The organism is Sulfurimonas aquatica, from assembly GCF_017357825.1.
In the GTDB taxonomy this organism is placed as follows: Bacteria; Campylobacterota; Campylobacteria; order Campylobacterales; family Sulfurimonadaceae; genus Sulfurimonas; species Sulfurimonas aquatica.
Window position 1 is genome coordinate 2,281,000 of the sequence record NZ_CP046072.1, and the last position, 17,143, is coordinate 2,298,142.

The window sequence follows — 17,143 nt, forward strand, 5'->3', positions numbered from 1 at the left end:
TATCCAAAAGAAATATTAACTAGGAGAGAATATGCTTGAAATTAGATGGCACAGTCGTGCTGGTCAAGGTGCAGTTACAGGGGCTAAAGGTTTAGCAGATGTTGTAGCATCTACAGGAAAAGATGTGCAGGCGTTTGCATTTTATGGTTCTGCAAAACGCGGAGCTGCCATGATGGCGTTTAACCGTTTTGATGACAAGGTGATCTTAAATCATGAGAAGTTCATGCAACCAGATTATATACTTGTTATTGACCCTGCATTGGTCTACTCAATAGATATTACTGAAAATGAGAAAGAGAATACTGTGTACATTATTACTACACATTTAACTACTGAGGAGCTGATTGTATCTCAGCCAAAGCTTGCAGGGAAAAAAGTTTTCACGGTTGATTGTATTAAAATCTCTCAAGAAACAATTGGAAAAGCGATACCAAACACACCTATGCTAGGTGCGTTTATGAAAGTCTCAAAAATGTATGAAATTGACTTCTTTCAAAAGAGCATGTTGAAGGTTCTTAATAAACTTCCTCAAAAAATAATTGATGCCAATATGATAGCTATAGAACGTGCATACAATGAAGTTAAATAAGGAGATAAAATGCTAGAAAATGGATGGGATACTTTTGAAATAGGTACGATACTCAGACCTTTTGAAGGAGCAGTAACAGATATTGTAAATACACTACCAGAGCATAGAAACTACTCAAAATCAAACTCGTTTAGTATAAGTGTAGCCGATTGGCGTATTGAAAAGCCATTGCTCAATTTAGAGGAGTGTATACATTGTCAATTCTGCTGGATTTATTGTCCTGATATGTCAATAATTTCTCGTGAGAAAAAAATGGTTACTATAGATTTTGATCACTGTAAAGGGTGTGGAATTTGTGTTGAAGTTTGTCCAACAAATGCGCTTTTAATGTTTCCTGAACAAATGGATGAAGCAGAGGCATTATCGAACTGGCCCCAAGAAGAGAATACAAAAGTAAAGGAAAACTAATGGCAGATATATTTGAACTAAAAGATATTGAAGTATGGGATGGAAATATGGCGGCAAGTCATGCACTTCGTCAAGCACAAGTGGACGTAGTCGCTGCATATCCTATTACCCCATCTACTCCAATTGTTGAAAACTATGGAAACTTTATGGCAAACGGCTATGTTGATGGCGAGTATGTAATGGCAGAATCAGAACATGGTGCTATGTCATGCTGTATCGGAGCAGCAGCAGCAGGTGGCCGTGTTGCAACTGCTACGAGTTCACAAGGTTTTGCGCTTATGCTTGAGACTCTTTACTCTGCATCTGGTATGCGACTTCCAATCTTGCTCAATGTTGTAAACCGTGCTATTGCTGCACCTCTGAATGTAAATGGTGACCACTCAGATATGTACATGGGGCGTGATAGTGGCTGGATTCAAATAGACTGCTATAACCCACAAGAGGTTTATGATATGAATCTTGTCGCGTTTCACGTAGCGGAAGATCATGATATTCGTCTTCCTGCAATGGTGCATCAAGATGGCTTTATGACATCGCATACAGCACAGAGAGTAAAAACACTTAGTGATGAGCAGGCATATAATTTTGTTGGCGAGTTCAAACCTATGAATGATATGCTTGATCTTGACAATCCTGTAACACATGGAGCTCAAACTGAAGAAGATTGGCACTTTGAACACAAAGCACCTCAACATCACGCACTTATGAGCGCTGTTTTACCAAAAATTCAAGCAGCGTTTGATGAACTAAAATCACTCACTGGCCGTGAATACAACTTTGTAGAAGAGTACAACATGGATGATGCTGAGCTTGCTATAGTTTGCATGGGGACATCTGTAGAGACTGCTATAGAAGTCTCAAATGAACTTCGTGAACAAGGTGTTAAAGCAGGTGTAGTTGGCATAAGAGTTTTTCGTCCTTTTCCACTTGAGCAAATTGCTGATGCACTTAAAAATACTAAGGCGATTGCTACACTTGATAGATCAAGTCCAAATGGTACAGTGGGAATGCTCTACAACGAAATCACAGGAGCACTTTTTAACACTAGCACAAACACAGTGGTAAATAACTACATTTATGGTTTAGGTGGACGTGATTTAACAAAAGTAAATCTTCATACTGTCTATCGTGACCTCGCAAAAAATGCGCAAAATGGAAAGCTTATGACTCCATTACAGCAATTTATAGGTCTTCGTGGACCAAAACTTTCGTTTTTTTAAGGATTATATATGACTCAAATAAAAGCAAAAACAAAAAATCTCAAAAATTTTTCAACATCTACAGAACGTTTTGAGGGTTCAAACCTTCTCTGCCCTGGATGTGCTCACTCTATTATAGTTCGTGAAGTCTTAAACGCGACGGACGATAATCTGATTCTCGCGGCTTCAACTGGATGTCTTGAAGTTTGTACAGCTGTTTATCCGCACACTTCATGGGATGCTTCTTGGATTCATATAGGGTTTGAGAATGGTTCTTCTGCAGTAGCAGGTGCTGAAGCTATGCACAAAGCACTTAAAAAGAAAGGTCGTCTCAAGCAACCAGAACGCACACCTAAATTTGTGGCGTTTGGTGGTGATGGGGCAACATATGACATCGGTTTTCAGTGGATTTCTGGATGTTTTGAACGCGGACACGATATGATGTATGTCTGTTTAGACAACGAAGTTTATGCAAATACTGGAGGACAACGCTCCTCTTCAACTCCAATCGGTGCATCGGCGACTACATCTCCTGCTGGACGCACGAGCTATGGTGAAAAACGAAACAAAAAAGACATCATGGCAATTATGGCAGCACATGGTGCACCCTATGTGGCACAAGTGGCTCCAAACAAATGGAAAGATATGGTTAAAAAAATTCAAACAGGTTTTGCAACTGAGGGTCCAGTATTTATAAACGCCATGTCCGCATGTACAACAGAATGGAAATTTGCACCTGAAGATACTATTGCCATCTCTGACTTAGCTACAGAATCTTTAGTTTTTCCACTTTATGAGATAATTGATGGTACTGAGCTAAACATCACATACCGTCCAAAAAATGTTATTCCTGTTCGTGATTATTTAGGTGCACAAGGGCGTTTTAAACATCTTTTTAGCAAACAGTACGAATATCTCATAGATGAGTGGCAAAGCCGTGTTGATGCAAAATGGGAATATTTACAACGTCGTGAAGAGGCTCGCGTTTAATAAATAATAAATAGAAAAGCCATTCACCTTAGTGTTGAGTGGTTCCATTAAACCTGAGTTATATAAGAGAGCACTTTTTTATGTTTGCTTTTTTCTTTAAATATGCTAAAGTAATTATTACTTAATTACAAGAGGCCATATGTTCAAAAGTTTATTGATTTTTATTTTTTTACTCATATGGACACTTATTGCTGAGACAACTCCCTGCATAATTTTTGTACTTTATATCTTAGGGACAACTACTCTACTTACTATCGCACTCTCTGAAATAAAAATCATCAATAACTATCTCATAGCAGATAGAGTATTCTATAACACAGCTTCACTATTTCATATAGTAAAAAGTGTATGGCTTACTTTATTATTATCCTTACTTGTAGCCTTTAGTGCATCAACCATCTTATTATTACAAACTATTTACATTGACCAAGCAGTTATACTTATTTTGGGTATGGATGTTATAGTGATATGGCTAATACATAATAGAATAAAAAATAAGCTAAGTCTCACTGTTAAAGGAGCATTTTTAGATGCTATAGCAAGAAGAATGACTGTGTGGATTAATACTGCACTACTCATTATAGTTTTTGTTACATATCAATTTTATACGACTCCAACTACAGAAATTCATACTATTGATTGTAATTTTTTAGATTTCTTATCGAGTACCTTAAGGTATAGAGAACTAGTAGAGTGGAAAGTAGTTAGTTTATCAATGCAGAATATGGATGACAATTATGCTTTTTATAGTTGGTTATTTTATCTGTTTATGACTCAAGGTATCTTTGCATGGGCGTATTCAAAGTTACTACTGAGTATAAATATCTCTAAATCTGTTCTAGAAATAGGTAAGAGAGGAGAAACTAAAAACTATTTCCTCATAGGCTTTATAGGTGCTATTGTACTTCTTCTAATTTCAACATTGTTTGTCAATCATCTATACGAAAAACATCATATTCAAAAAATGGAGAAACTAGTTAAAAAAGCCTATAGCGAAATTGATACTAGACTTAATCAACAATTGAAGTCTAGTGAGCAAAAGATACTCGATGATATAGATACAATTATAGACAAGCAAATAGAGATTGCATTTGTGCCAGTGTATGATGCAATACCGGGTTTATCTAATTATTACTACTCATTAAAAGGTGAATATACTAGGATAGCGTTAAAAGGTCATGACCTCTATTGTGAATATAAAAATGCAACACTGCTTCCCTACTATAATAAATTCTTGCCAACTGGATATAAACTAAAAAAATGCAATGAACAAATGCTCCACAATGAGATACAATCTAGAATAAACAGCCATCTATTTGTTCAAAATAATTTTAGCACAAGAATAAGAACTACTTCAGAAATTGTCAATAGCAGTATTATAAGTAATATTAGCAACCTCAGAGGTAGTTTAAAGAGTACTATGGAGTCCTTTGAGAGTAATGAAAGTATCTCTGAAAATAAACAAATACAGTTGCAACTGCATAATATAAATGCTAAGTTTAATGATATTTTTGACTCTTCATCAAGAGACATAGCCAAAAAAAGTCTCAGTGGAGTAGGAACAATAGTACTGAGCACTTCTATTTCTAAAGCAATAATGTCTAAAATGCTTTTAAAAATAGGTGCTAAAAGTGCTGGCAAGGCAGCGAGTTTCGTGGCGGGTTCAGCGACTGGTTTAACAGTATGTTCTCCCTCTGGTCCATGGGCGTTACTTTGTGGCGTTATAACTGGAACAGCGAGTTGGATAGGCGTAGACGCGGCTCTAACTGAAATCGATCAGGCCTTTAATGAGGATGATTTTCAACTGAGCGTAAAAAAAATGATAGACTCAGAAAAGCACACCTTAAAAACTCTAATGAAAGATTCCTATCATCAATGGGTGCTTGATATTTTTAAAAACCTTAATAGAAATTCGCAAAGCTTACAATCACCTCATAAGCAGTTACAGCAAAAATGATTAATCAGCCAAATAAAACAATAAAAGCAGTCGGTGTCATCATTATCAATAAAGATAAAAAAGTCTTAATAGCTAAAAGAAAGCCAGATAAACCTATGCCTAATAAGTGGGAGTTTCCCGGTGGTAAGCTTGAAGCAAATGAGACACTCAAAGAGTGTGGAATTCGAGAGATAAAAGAAGAGTTAGATTTAGATATATTAATCGATAAATACATTGGTTTTGAAGATTTGGAATATGCCAATAAAAAATTCCGTTTACATATCTACACCGCTCATAAGGTAGATGAAGAGCAAAAGCTCCACCTGAATGAACATACTGATTCTGCATGGGTAAATATCAATGAGTTAGTTAATTATGACTTTCCAGCAATCGACTTGCCCTTTGTCAAAAAAATAGAGAGTATGGCCTTATAAATATAATCACTTAACCGTTTTAAAACCTTTATCTAACCAACCCCAATTAATGCCGCCATCTAATTCATAAACATTTGCATACTTAAGCTGTAACGCCAGTAATCTACCAACCGCTTTAGTTCTTCTTGCATGAGCGCAAACTAAGATAAACGGTTGCTCTTTGTCTGTAACAACCTGGGTGAAGGCTTCTAAAAATGCATCAGCATCATATCCACCCTCTTCATCAAAGAATGTAATCTTATGACTTCCCTCAATAACTCCATAATATTCCCACTCATCAGCTCTTCTGATGTCTATTATTTTATATCCTTGCTCCACTTTCTCATTAAATTCATCTGCAGAGAGAGATATAAAAGGTCCAGTATCCAACATAAATATCCTTTATTTAATTACTGAGCAGATTTTATGTGACTTAGACAAAATATCTCCACTCTTTATGAATATAACAGATAAACTAAAGAGTAGTATAAGGGTAAAAAATTTTATAAGTACGAATTATCGTTTCTTCGTTTGATTTGTAATAAACTCTTGTTTGCTTACTTTTCCATCATTATTTGTATCTATATTAGCGAACTTAGTTTGATTAGCACTATTTCTTAGTAGCTTACCTTGAGATACTTTTTGCTCGATTCTCTTAGCTCTAGCTTGACTCATCTCATTTTCAGTCAAATATCCATCCCTATTTAGGTCATAACTTTCAAAAATAGGCATATTACGATTCATATCTTGCATCTTACGCCTTTGACCTTTTTGTCCCTGTCTTTTATTGGCTCTGTTATTTTGCATCTGCTGATTTTGACCTTCTAGCAGTTCAAGCTTAGTTAACTTGCCATCATTGTCTCTATCTAAAGTGTTAAAGTCGGGAGCATTTTCAGCATTTCTCATGGGCATATTCTGACTTGCTTTGTTAGACATCCTAGTAGCTCTGGTATCATAAAACTCACTTTCACTTACTGAACCATCTTTATTTATGTCGTATGATGTAAATGGGATAGGACCTCTATCTGGTAAATCTTCTGCCATTGCAACAGCTGATATTACAGACAAAGAGCTAGCAACTACTAAACTTAATTTTATTATTTGTAATAAATTACTCATAACCTCATCCTCCATTTTGTATATACCAAAGTATACTCCCTCTATACTTAATTTTATTTTCTGCACAGAAATTTTGCTTTTTCAAAACCTGATAAAACTTAGGTGTCATACTTCTTAAGACCTAAAATAAAAGTATTAAGGTAGAATAATAACAATGAAAAAATATTTAACTACTATAATCGTCATTATTGTGAGTATTGTTATTTTATCTGTATTACTATTGAGTGACTATAGATTTTCCATTTTAGTAAAAGTTATTTTTATTATTTCTACTTCATTGCTTATTGGATACTTATTTAATAAAAAGGCACACACAGAAGACAGTGTAGAAACATCAAAAAACATACTTAACTCTATTATAAACTCTACGGATGACCTTATTTTCTATAAAGATAAAGACTTAAACTATCTAGGTTGCAATGAAGCATATTTGAAATACATTGATAAAAAGAAAGAAGAGATAATTGGTCGAAGTGATTTCGAACTCTTTGATGAAAAAATTGCATTACAATATAGAGAAACAGATCAAAGTATGCTAGAAAAGAATGAAATATCTTCTCATGAAAAATGGGTTCCTTTCATAAATAATCAAGAGCATTACTTGTTAATTAAAAAAATACCATTTCATTACAATGAGACTAGCATAGGTGTTTTAGGAATAACTCGAGACATTACAGAACGTTATTTATCTCAGAAAAAAATGCAATTACAGTCTTATGAAGATGAATTAACAAAACTAAAAAATCGTAAATCTTATAATGGAAAGATATTAGAGTTGTTTTCTCTAAAAAAGCGATATAAGACTTCATTTTCAATGATTATGTATGATATAGATAACTTTAAAAGTATAAATGATACATATGGACATAAGGTAGGAGATGATGTTTTAATTGAAATGAGTAAATTAATAGCATCTCATCTCAGAGAAAATGATTATATATTTCGCATTGGTGGAGAAGAGTTTATTATTTTACTCTCAGAAGCTCATTTAGATGATGCTAAAAAAGTTGCACAAAAGATTTGTACTAGTGTCGAAAAAGATTTGAAAAATATTACAGGTAATAAAATTACAATTAGTATTGGAGTTTCAGAAGCAAATGAAAATGATAGTGAAGATACAATTTTTAAAAGAGTAGATAGTTTATTGTATAAATCTAAAAATAGTGGCAAAAATAGGATTTCGTACTAGTTTATAAATTACATTTATACCTAAAAGCATCGTAGCTAAGAGGTCCAGATATGCTTTAGTGTATAATACAACTAGGGTCAATAAAAAAGCTCAACGCTAATATAAAAAAGAGGATACTACATGGCTATAGATAATTCGTTATATGATTCACTAGAAAACACCTATATTAAGATAAAAGAGTATTTTGACAATACTCAACTTGGACGAGAGCATTCGACTATGATAATAAAACATGAGGAGTTGTCTGAACTATTGGAGACATTTGATATTGAAGCACTTGAAGAACAATCAAATGATATAAATTCACTGCATAAACAGCTTGATGATATAAAAGAGATTAGTACTAACATAGTTGAGAACCTTAATAATAAAGTCGATTCTATCTCTACAGCAGATAAAGTTGTTAGCGGATTAGATAAAGTATTCACAAAAATCACCAAACTAGTTCTATAAAAAGAATTTTCAGTTTCTGTCATAGAGTTATGTTAAAAATATTACTCAAAAAAGTTTATTGTCTCTAAAAATCATTTTCCCTATACTATAGTATAATCTATATAATAATAATTTATTATTTTTATAGTACATCATTATGTACTGAAATAGATTGCTTTAACAAAAGGATATAAAATGATAAAAAACATAATAATAGGACTTACAATCCTTGGCTTTTCACTTTTTGCTACAGGATGTTCTACTGCACATATGGGATGGACCGCTGTAACACAACAGCATAAACTGGATGATGGAGCAATGCCTGCATACGACAATATGTTTAGTAATGTTGCTGAGTATGGTGATGCAGCTCGTGCTATGATGAAAGAGTTTAAAGTAGCGGAAGATGTTGAAAATGAAGATGTTGCTGATTCAATACTGGCACTTGCAGAAGAGTACAACATGCGTATAACTGGTGACATTAAAATGTACACAAAAGATGATGCGGCACCAGCTGAAGTAAAACATGCAAGAATTTTCTCTTTATGTTCACTTCAAATTGCAAAAGTATTTTTAAATCACTCCAGATACTATGGTGGCTTCATGCCATGTAGAATCATGCTTATCGAGTATGGAAATGGTGATAGATTCCTTATTACTATGGATATGACACTTGCGATTCATGGTGGGTTTCCACTTCCAAAAGAGATGCTAGAACTTGGACTAAGTGTTAAAAAAGCGATGGAAGAGATTCCTGCGCGTGCTGCTAATGGTGACTTTTAGACACTTTCAAAACTATAAAAACACCTCTTTGTGGGGTGTTTTTTTTCATATTTTTCTTTATACTCTGATAAAAAAGAAGTACTCTCTATGTAATACTCCAGCTTGTAATATAAAGTTTGAGTAACTTAATATGAATCTTTAAGAGCTATGATTCGAGTAAGTTGACTTTCATTATTTATAAAATCCCTTAACACAGAAACAGTATAATAATTACCCATCGCCTTAGCTTGTACTTCATGAGCACCGTTATTTATTTCTTTTTCAATAGCTAGTTCACTATACTTTTTATAAAGCTCAGCATATCCAGCTGCCGTTGACTTTGGTGTATTTTTTAGTTCATTAAGAAACTCTTCTTGTAAACTTTTCATTTTTCTATCCTTTTTTATAATGCAATTTTACACTTTTTTTTCTAAGCTTTCTATTCTCCTGCCTCAGATTGAATCTTTAAGCTTTTAAACGAGCGAGTTCTAATTGTCTCTTCATATATAACTTCATATACACTGCTGCACTAGTGATGATAATAAACATACTCACCCATAAATATATAATAGATAAATCAAATATATTCACAACCACATAAAAGAAAATAAGAGGCATAAATATCTGTCTATAAAAACTTACATAGGGTATTATAAATGGGTTTTTAATACCCTGAAGAGTAGAAACAGATATAAATAGCGTTATAAATGAGAAGAATATAAAACTTTCAAAAATTATATATGGATAAGCAATGTCTATAACTTCAATATCTGTATCAAAAACCATAATCATATACTTACCAAAGAACACTATTAAAGCGACACCTATAGCACTCATTATATAACCATACTTTAACGATTTATGAATAACTTCATCTATTCTATCAAAATTCTTAGCACCAAAGTTATTTGAGACTATAGATATGACAGCTGTATTGAGTCCAAGCATAGGAAGTAAAATAATCTGTTCTACCCTGTAGCCTATCCCAAATGCAGCTACAGCCTTAAACCCATAAGTCGATACAAAATACATTGTGATAACACTTCCAAAAGACATTAGAAGCATATTGGCACTTGTAGGAATAGCTTGCCTAGTTAAATCTTTAAAAGCTCTTATATTTGGAGATGATTTAAAAAATGTAGATATGCTAAAAAGAGTCGTTTTGTAAAGTTTGTACATCATATAAATCAGTGTTATATACTGAATCAGTACTGTTGCAAGTGCAACTCCACCTACTCCAAGTGCAGGTATAAAATAAAAGCCATATATAAATAATGGATCAAAAATAAGATTTAAAAAAAAACCAATTATTAAAATATTTCTATAACTTTTTGTATCTCCAAGTGCTATCAAGGCTGCATTTGCACCTAATCCTATTAACATTGGAACAATGCCTAAGAGTATTATGTAAGTATATTCAAGTGAGTATTCTAAGACTTGGGCCGTGGCACCCATTAAAACAAATATTTTTTCTAAAAGTAAAAAGCTTACTATAGATAGAATAAAAGAGATAAGCATAAAGAGGCTTATGCCATTTGATACATAGATTTTCGCCATAGCTCTCTTGTGTTTGCCTAGTGCTCCACCTACATATGCAGTGATAGCAGATGACAATCCGAAACTTATTGATAAAAGCATAAAGAAAATCATAAAACTATATGTTAATGCAGAGATAGCTTCTGTAGATATTTTACCTACATAAAATGTATCTACTACATTATACATCGTGTTGAAAAACATCCCTATACTTGAGGGTATTGCAATTTGAAAGATTAGTCGTTTAATATCTTTTGTAATTAGTTCATTCTTATTTTTCATAAGCAGAACTATACTCTAATACTCTTTATATGGTATTAGATATTTGCCAATTACATTTTTACTGAAGCTTGATTACAAGTATCCATTCTAATGCGATCATCATAAAAGACTTGAAGCCATTCTTCAATATGCTCTTGAGTTAAAACAACAGCACCTTTTTTCTCTTTTACTTTTGCCTTACTTACTGGCTTTACATCTTCAAAGTACATTTTAGCTTCTTTTAAAAGAGTTACTTGTGCCTTTATATCTAATCTACTCATATCTAATCCTTTAAGTTTTTTCATCCTAATTTTAAATTCTAACCAATTTATACATTGTAAAGCTTTAATAAATCATTTTTTTTATGATTCTAAGTAAAATATAGAATATTTATCAATGTAAGTACCTACAATGTCTCAAATTATTAAACTTAGCTGTTCATACTTAAGTCGGCTTATAAATATATTTTTCTTAAAATGACTCCTTGATATACTAATAGTTAAAATAAAAAAGGGCCTTTATGGAATATTATATTTTTGATGCAATATCACCGAACGATAATGCACCTTTTCTGGAACTTCCTGCAGAAATAGATCTCATAGAATCAATAATGGGGAAAAAACCAGATTTTGACAAGCTACCAATTAAAATACTAGCAGAGATAGAAGAAGATGAAGAGGTAGTTTATACAGATATTATAAACCCTGGAGTTCCACTATTCTCAGAGAAGATGAAGTCATCACTAGATGAGCTTGGGATTAATAATATTGATTATTATCCAGTAGATATAGTTGATTGGGATACACAAGAAATATTAGCTAAATACTGGCTAGCTATTGTAAAAGAGATAATATCTTGTATCGATATTGATAAAAGTCAGGTTGAAAAGAGTAGTGCTGGATTGTCCGTAGTTACTCAATTCTCAATTGATCATAGTAAAACGGCAGGGTCGAGGCTATTTAGATTTCACAATATACCGGGTTTAATAATTATCAATGAAGAGTTAAAAGATAAGTTATCCAAAGTAATGTTTAAGGGAGTGAGTTTTTTACATACAAAAGAGTATAGTAGAAAAGTTTAAAAAATGTAGATCTATACTATGCCCTAAATGAGCATAGTATATAAAGTTTATTTAATTTTTGAAGCGATATGTTTTACAGCGTCACTTGCATGGTTGAAAGCAAGTGCAATACTACCTTGATCTGTTACAACATCACCAATAGTATAAAGACCTTCTACATTTGTTTCAAATGTCTCTTCACTATATACAGGAACATCCCATTCACCAGTTTTAACACCAGAGTTTACAAGAATGTCTTTTGGAGTTGTACCACCAAGTGCATAAACAGCTCTATCATATTCAGCAGTTGTTCCATCTGTAAAATTTACTTGAATCTTACCAGCTGGTGAAGGTTCAACACTCTCGATATCTACACCCATTTTATTAAGGATTTTCCCATTATCAAGATACTTATTACACATTTCAGTGTTTATAGGGTTCATACGTGTAATTTCAGCTTTTCTGTAGTTTAGAGTTACAACACAATCTTCCATATCTTCTAGTTCAACTAAACCATAAGCATACTCACCAGCAGTATCTCCACCACCAACTATCATAACATGCTCACCATTTTGAACTTTAGAAAGGTTGAAGTTTAGTACATCCTTAAGTTCTCTTCCAAATTTATACTTTGGCTTATTTGGTTTGCCCATACGACCAACAGAGAGGATAACATTTCTAGCTTTCATAGTTTCAACACCTTCAGAAGTTGCATCACTATCAAAAACCATTTCAAAAAGGCCATCTTCACCTTTTGTTACTCTTTTTATTTCATGGTTATATTCAAACTTGTCAAGTACGCCTGCAGCATTTAGTTTGTCGTCCATCTGCTGGATATACTCTTCTTTAGAACACTCATCAAATGTTACATTACCTGTAAATTCAAACTTGATTCCCATCCAGTCTTTATCAACACGCTTACCTTTTTTGTAAAACTTGTGAATCATATCATTATGGTGAGGTGCTTTGTCAATAACAACAATATTTTCTATTCCAGCAAGTTTTGCTTCGATAGCAGATGCCATACCGCCAGGTCCTGCTCCAATAATTGCTATATCTACGACTTTTCCGTTCTCTTGAATCATTTTTTATCCTTCAGAAAATTATTTAGCGAATTATACTAAAATATTCATATAATGTCTTCCACATATTTGTTCCAATAATGTTCTATTCTTGATATAAAAATACATAATAGTCTATTATATTATTATCTATTATTGTTATTTTATACATATCTTTAGCCATATTAAACTACTGATTATCTCTGTTTAATACTCCATCTCAATGTTTTAGTATAATACCTTTTAAAATTTATATAGAGGTTTGATTTATGGGTGGATTTGCCGGTGGGGACGAAGGTGGTTACTGGGATGAAGAGAGTGTACCTACTTCAAAAAATAAAAAAAATGCTAATATCAATAGAGAAAAATTAAAGATAGACAAAAATGATTCTAGCTACAGTATCAAGGCACATGCAAAAGTAAATATATTTTTAAAATTCACTGACTTTGAAGATACAAAAGAGACTCTACTTTCGCGTGTTGTACGTGTAGACAATTTATATGACACAATAAGCTTTATCCCTTGTAAATGCAAGGCTTTTACTATTGAAGGATGCGATGAAATCCCCTTAGAATCTAACACTATCTATAAAGCATATACTGAACTAATAAATTCCACTATAGATTCAGATATAGAAGAGTTCTTTACTGAACATAAAGTTGTAGTGACAAAAAATATTCCAATTTCATCTGGTTTGGGAGGAGCATCTAGTAATGCTGCTGCTTTTATTCTTTTAGCCAAAGAGATATGTAACCTTATACTAAGTACAAATGAACTAATAAAAATCGGAACTAAAATAGCTAGAGATGTACCTTTTTTTATATATAACTATTCATCTGCAAATGTATCAAGTTGTGGAGAGGTTGTAGAACAGTTTGAAGAGCAAGGTCTAAATTTTGATTTCTATAAACCAAATATAGTATATGATAAAACTAACCTTCATAATAGATTAAAAAAAGATCTATTAATAGATCTCTCTTTAGCTTCTAATTGGTCTAAACTAGACTCAAGAAGCATATTAGAACTTGCTGCAGACCCTTTAATACTTAATGACCTTTATGCTTCTTTAATTCTACTTCATCCAGAGTTAAAAGAAGAAGTAAAAAATAAATACTTTTTTTCTGGTTCTGGTCCTACATTTTTTAAGCTACTAAATTAATCTTATTTTATACAGTTAAAACTCTAATATCATTTGAAAGCATTCTTTGGAGAATATTTTGTATTGATGTGTGAGTACTGCCTGAAGATTCACAAGAAGTACAAGCTCCTTGATACTCTATATATACAAGAATAAGATCATTTTTTTCTTCTACATGCACAAGATCTAAATCACCGTTATCTTTTACTAAAAAATCTCTAATTTTATCTATGATTACTTGATCAATTGCATTAATTTTTTCAACTAGTGTCTTCGCTTTAAACTCTTCTTCTTTACTCATATTTATTCCTTTGTTTATAATGGGAATTACCCATAAAGTTATCAAATTATCTCTTTAGATATTTATATGATGCTATTATACCTCCAACAATTTAGGGATATATTAATATTTTTCTATACTCTTATTATTAATATTAGAAGAAACAATGCTTAATTTTTCTCTTATAGATGTCTTGTACTTTATATTTTATTCAGATATAATTCGAATAAGAAAAGATGATTCAAGTTACATCTTTAGTCTGCTTTATATTGATAACTTCTTGTTTACAGTACATTCACCTAAAAGAAAACTTTATATTAGATTTTTACCACCTTAGAAATATGGTGTACTCAAACAAACAAGGATTTAAAATGGCAACATTATTAAATGGAACAGTTAAATGGTTCAACTCTGAAAAAGGTTTCGGTTTTATCGAACAAGAAGATGGCGGGAAAGATGTATTTGTACATTTTCGTCAAGTAAACAATAGTGGTTATGGTCGTGTATCACTAGATGAAGGTCAAAAAGTAACTTATGAAGTTGGTGAAGGCGAAAAAGGCCCACAAGCAGAAAACGTTACTGGTTTATAGTATCGTCTCAAGTAGCTTAGGCTGCTTGAACTTTTTAATTTAGATTTTTCACTACCCAAATATCGCGGAATAGAGCAGTTCGGTAGCTCGTCGGGCTCATAACCCGAAGGTCACAGGTTCAAATCCTGTTTCCGCAACCAATCCTCAAACAATTAATAAAATACTTATTTTAAAAGTTTCACTATTTCATCAAACTCTTCTTCTTGTGCATAATCAACTGCTCTATAATCATTTGAATCCTTAAGCTTTTTATCTACACCATTGGCAAGTAGCAAAGAAACTATCTCTTTTGAGCCCATTTCGGATGCAGCCATTAATACTGTATGATTTTCATGATCCATTTCATTAGCATCTGCACCTTTGCTAACAAGAAGCTCCACAGTATCTAAACTCTCAGTCTGTATCGCTTGGCAAAGTACTCCACAACCATTCATGTCTTTTGCTTTTATAGATGCTCCAGAACTTATTAAAAGTTTTGCCACATCGAGTTGTTCACTTTTTATAGCATACAAAAGTGCATTTTTTCCATTATTTGTTGCTAAATCTATATCTGCTTTCATATCTAGTAAAAACTTAACAACCTCTATATTCCCCTCACTACTTGCATAAATCAGGGCATGAAATCCTCCAGCATCTTGCATATTGATATTTGCCCCATTTTTAACTAAAAGCTTGACAACATCCAGCTCATTATTTTTAGAGGCCCACATAAGAGCACTTGCACCCCCTTTTCCAGCTCTATTTACATTATCCCCCAAAGCTAAAATTGACTTAACTTTAGAAATATTCCCAGCTTTGGCAGCTTCAATAAGTTTTATATCACTACCTAACAAATTAACTGCTATTAATATACTTATAATAATTAATAATTTCATATTTTTCCTTTTTATAATTGTAACTAAAAAATATATTATTTCAGATTTACATAGCCTCAATAAAGTTTATATTGCTAAAATTAAAATCTTAAAAGAAGACATACTTGAGAGTAAGGAAAAAGAAATGACAATTTATATACACGGCTTTGCTAGTAGTGCACAAGGTATTAAAGCAAAAGCTTTTAGAAAGTACTTTCAAGAATATAAGCTAGATTTTATTGCCCCTTCACTCTCTTATATACCAGAATTAGCCATAAGTACTTTGGAGGAAATGATAGAGTCCTATTTACCAAATGTAACACTTATAGGCTCTTCTCTTGGAGGGTACTATAGTATCTATCTCGCGAATAAATATGGATTAAAAGCTACTCTAATAAACCCTTCTATCCATCCTAACATTACATTACAAAAAGTTCTCGGAAAACCTACAAGTTTTTATGATGGAAGTACTTTTGAGTGGAATGAGAAGCATATTCAAATGCTAAAAAGGTATAAAGTTAATGCTGCAACTGAAAAGAATTTTATGTTGCTCTTACAAAAGGGGGATGAGACACTCGACTATAAAGAAGCTATAAAGAAATTACCAAATTCTAATATTATTTTAGAAGAAAATGGTAATCATAGTTTTGAAAATATTGAAAATCATTTTCAAAAGATAAAAGAGTTTTTTCTCTTATCTAGTTAGAAAATACTTAGTCCATTTTCCATTTATAAGTAAGGCTTGTATAAATTCCAACCATATCACTTAATGTGAACTCTCGTTTACTAATAACATTTAATGCATCTATTCCCATATATCTCCCAGCAATGTCAAAGTCAAATGAGCCTGATACATGAAAATTAATACCAGCTTCTGCACCAAAATATGGATCTGAAATTGTTCTAGAAACACCATCTTGTACTAAAATCAACTTTGCATTTGCTATTCCTCCATTTAATCCAATAAAAAGGTCTGCTTTTGAAAATGTATGGATAAGATATTGCCCCTCAACACCATAGGTTGTTAAGTAATCAAATTTGTTATCAGTATCAGAAAAATATTTTGCACTTAAAAAAACTCTATATGTGTCCGTCTGAGCTCCTATCTTAAGTCCTAAACTCATTAATGATGAAGTACTTTGGGTTGTTACAACTGGTGAAATATTTCTATCTGTATATTCCGTACCTAAGGAGTTATATCCAGCTTCTACTGCGAATAGAGACTTACTATTATCTGTATATCTATTATCTTTTGCCACACCTGATGTTACAAATAGCACCGTGGTAAGTATAATTTTAATGCAACTATTTCTTATCATTTTCAT

General features: G+C 32.5%; 22 protein-coding genes and 1 tRNA gene. 14 read left to right on the top strand and 9 right to left on the bottom strand.

Going from position 1 to position 17,143, the window contains the following annotated elements; genetic code table 11:
- The first annotated feature begins 31 nt into the window (after nucleotides 1-31).
- The 6 genes from GJV85_RS10950 (at nucleotide 32) to GJV85_RS10975 (ending at nucleotide 5,556) form a co-directional block, all read left to right on the top strand.
- Entirely contained in the window at nucleotides 32-589 is a 558-nt protein-coding gene (locus GJV85_RS10950; protein WP_207561415.1) for a pyruvate flavodoxin oxidoreductase subunit gamma, read from the top strand.
- 9 nt (nucleotides 590-598) lie between these two features.
- Nucleotides 599-997: a 4Fe-4S binding protein gene (locus GJV85_RS10955; protein WP_207561416.1), complete on the top strand. Its 399-nt coding sequence runs from the start codon at nucleotides 599-601 to the stop codon at nucleotides 995-997.
- Nucleotides 997-2,217: a 2-oxoacid:ferredoxin oxidoreductase subunit alpha gene (locus GJV85_RS10960; RefSeq protein WP_207561417.1), complete on the top strand. Its 1,221-nt coding sequence runs from the start codon at nucleotides 997-999 to the stop codon at nucleotides 2,215-2,217. Before GJV85_RS10955 ends, GJV85_RS10960 begins: the two co-directional genes overlap by 1 nt.
- 9 nt (nucleotides 2,218-2,226) lie before the next feature.
- Nucleotides 2,227-3,186, top strand: a complete 960-nt coding sequence (locus tag GJV85_RS10965; protein WP_207561418.1) for a thiamine pyrophosphate-dependent enzyme — start codon at nucleotides 2,227-2,229, stop codon at nucleotides 3,184-3,186.
- 139 nt (nucleotides 3,187-3,325) lie between these two features.
- A complete protein-coding gene (locus GJV85_RS10970) occupies nucleotides 3,326-5,143 on the top strand; it encodes a hypothetical protein (protein WP_242689783.1) in 1,818 nt (605 codons plus the stop codon).
- Complete coding sequence (locus GJV85_RS10975) at nucleotides 5,140-5,556, top strand: (deoxy)nucleoside triphosphate pyrophosphohydrolase (RefSeq protein WP_207561419.1); 417 nt, start codon at nucleotides 5,140-5,142, stop codon at nucleotides 5,554-5,556. The genes GJV85_RS10970 and GJV85_RS10975 overlap by 4 nt, the downstream gene beginning before the upstream one ends.
- A gap of 6 nt (nucleotides 5,557-5,562) precedes the next feature.
- On the opposite strand, the gene GJV85_RS10980 is transcribed toward GJV85_RS10975, so the two are convergent.
- Nucleotides 5,563-5,928, bottom strand: a complete 366-nt coding sequence (locus GJV85_RS10980; protein ID WP_207561420.1) for a rhodanese-like domain-containing protein — start codon at nucleotides 5,926-5,928, stop codon at nucleotides 5,563-5,565.
- A 123-nt stretch (nucleotides 5,929-6,051) separates the two neighbouring features.
- The gene (locus GJV85_RS10985) at nucleotides 6,052-6,654 is read right to left on the bottom strand and encodes an EF-hand domain-containing protein (protein ID WP_207561421.1); all 603 of its coding nucleotides are present in this window, start codon (nucleotides 6,652-6,654) and stop codon (nucleotides 6,052-6,054) included.
- A gap of 154 nt (nucleotides 6,655-6,808) precedes the next feature.
- Here GJV85_RS10985 and GJV85_RS10990 point away from each other — a divergent pair, with 154 nt between their 5' ends.
- The 3 genes from GJV85_RS10990 (at nucleotide 6,809) to GJV85_RS11000 (ending at nucleotide 9,058) form a co-directional block, all read left to right on the top strand.
- On the top strand, nucleotides 6,809-7,843 hold the full coding sequence (locus tag GJV85_RS10990; protein ID WP_207561422.1) for a GGDEF domain-containing protein: 1,035 nt from the start codon (nucleotides 6,809-6,811) through the stop codon (nucleotides 7,841-7,843).
- A 120-nt stretch (nucleotides 7,844-7,963) separates the two neighbouring features.
- Nucleotides 7,964-8,296 (top strand): hypothetical protein, encoded by a 333-nt coding sequence (locus GJV85_RS10995; RefSeq protein ID WP_207561423.1) that lies wholly within the window; start codon nucleotides 7,964-7,966, stop codon nucleotides 8,294-8,296.
- Between the two features lie 174 nt (nucleotides 8,297-8,470).
- Nucleotides 8,471-9,058 carry a DUF302 domain-containing protein gene (locus GJV85_RS11000; RefSeq protein WP_207561424.1) on the top strand — a complete coding sequence of 196 codons (588 nt, stop codon included), beginning with the start codon at nucleotides 8,471-8,473 and terminating at the stop codon, nucleotides 9,056-9,058.
- 125 nt (nucleotides 9,059-9,183) lie between these two features.
- Here GJV85_RS11000 and GJV85_RS11005 read toward each other — a convergent pair whose 3' ends face one another.
- The 3 genes from GJV85_RS11005 to GJV85_RS11015 all read right to left on the bottom strand — a co-directional run bounded on the left by GJV85_RS11005 (nucleotide 9,184) and on the right by GJV85_RS11015 (nucleotide 11,115).
- On the bottom strand, nucleotides 9,184-9,426 hold the full coding sequence (locus GJV85_RS11005; RefSeq protein WP_207561425.1) for a hypothetical protein: 243 nt from the start codon (nucleotides 9,424-9,426) through the stop codon (nucleotides 9,184-9,186).
- Nucleotides 9,427-9,502: 76 nt separating this feature from the next.
- The gene (locus GJV85_RS11010; RefSeq protein WP_207561426.1) at nucleotides 9,503-10,855 is read right to left on the bottom strand and encodes an MATE family efflux transporter; all 1,353 of its coding nucleotides are present in this window, start codon (nucleotides 10,853-10,855) and stop codon (nucleotides 9,503-9,505) included.
- A gap of 50 nt (nucleotides 10,856-10,905) precedes the next feature.
- Entirely contained in the window at nucleotides 10,906-11,115 is a 210-nt protein-coding gene (locus GJV85_RS11015) for a hypothetical protein (protein WP_207561427.1), read from the bottom strand.
- 239 nt (nucleotides 11,116-11,354) lie between these two features.
- Here GJV85_RS11015 and GJV85_RS11020 point away from each other — a divergent pair, with 239 nt between their 5' ends.
- Nucleotides 11,355-11,915 carry an imm11 family protein gene (locus GJV85_RS11020; protein WP_207561428.1) on the top strand — a complete coding sequence of 187 codons (561 nt, stop codon included), beginning with the start codon at nucleotides 11,355-11,357 and terminating at the stop codon, nucleotides 11,913-11,915.
- A gap of 47 nt (nucleotides 11,916-11,962) precedes the next feature.
- Here the strand turns inward: GJV85_RS11020 and GJV85_RS11025 are convergent, their stop codons facing one another.
- Nucleotides 11,963-12,979 (bottom strand): NAD(P)-binding domain-containing protein, encoded by a 1,017-nt coding sequence (locus GJV85_RS11025; protein WP_207561429.1) that lies wholly within the window; start codon nucleotides 12,977-12,979, stop codon nucleotides 11,963-11,965.
- 245 nt (nucleotides 12,980-13,224) lie between these two features.
- On the opposite strand from GJV85_RS11025, the gene GJV85_RS11030 reads away from it, so the two are divergent.
- Nucleotides 13,225-14,115 carry a 4-(cytidine 5'-diphospho)-2-C-methyl-D-erythritol kinase gene (locus GJV85_RS11030; RefSeq protein WP_207561430.1) on the top strand — a complete coding sequence of 297 codons (891 nt, stop codon included), beginning with the start codon at nucleotides 13,225-13,227 and terminating at the stop codon, nucleotides 14,113-14,115.
- A 7-nt stretch (nucleotides 14,116-14,122) separates the two neighbouring features.
- Here the strand turns inward: GJV85_RS11030 and GJV85_RS11035 are convergent, their stop codons facing one another.
- Nucleotides 14,123-14,395 (bottom strand): NifU family protein, encoded by a 273-nt coding sequence (locus GJV85_RS11035; protein WP_207561431.1) that lies wholly within the window; start codon nucleotides 14,393-14,395, stop codon nucleotides 14,123-14,125.
- Between the two features lie 350 nt (nucleotides 14,396-14,745).
- On the opposite strand from GJV85_RS11035, the gene GJV85_RS11040 reads away from it, so the two are divergent.
- Together GJV85_RS11040 and GJV85_RS11045 are read left to right on the top strand one after the other, a co-directional pair.
- Entirely contained in the window at nucleotides 14,746-14,964 is a 219-nt protein-coding gene (locus GJV85_RS11040; protein WP_207561432.1) for a cold-shock protein, read from the top strand.
- A 63-nt stretch (nucleotides 14,965-15,027) separates the two neighbouring features.
- A tRNA-Met gene (locus tag GJV85_RS11045) sits at nucleotides 15,028-15,104 on the top strand.
- A gap of 24 nt (nucleotides 15,105-15,128) precedes the next feature.
- On the opposite strand, the gene GJV85_RS11050 is transcribed toward GJV85_RS11045, so the two are convergent.
- The gene (locus GJV85_RS11050) at nucleotides 15,129-15,839 is read right to left on the bottom strand and encodes an ankyrin repeat domain-containing protein (protein WP_207561433.1); all 711 of its coding nucleotides are present in this window, start codon (nucleotides 15,837-15,839) and stop codon (nucleotides 15,129-15,131) included.
- A 124-nt stretch (nucleotides 15,840-15,963) separates the two neighbouring features.
- Between GJV85_RS11050 and GJV85_RS11055 the strand changes: the two genes are divergently transcribed.
- Nucleotides 15,964-16,524, top strand: a complete 561-nt coding sequence (locus tag GJV85_RS11055; protein ID WP_207561434.1) for a YqiA/YcfP family alpha/beta fold hydrolase — start codon at nucleotides 15,964-15,966, stop codon at nucleotides 16,522-16,524.
- A gap of 7 nt (nucleotides 16,525-16,531) precedes the next feature.
- Here GJV85_RS11055 and GJV85_RS11060 read toward each other — a convergent pair whose 3' ends face one another.
- Nucleotides 16,532-17,137 carry a hypothetical protein gene (locus GJV85_RS11060; RefSeq protein WP_207561435.1) on the bottom strand — a complete coding sequence of 202 codons (606 nt, stop codon included), beginning with the start codon at nucleotides 17,135-17,137 and terminating at the stop codon, nucleotides 16,532-16,534.
- Nucleotides 17,138-17,143 lie beyond the last annotated feature (6 nt).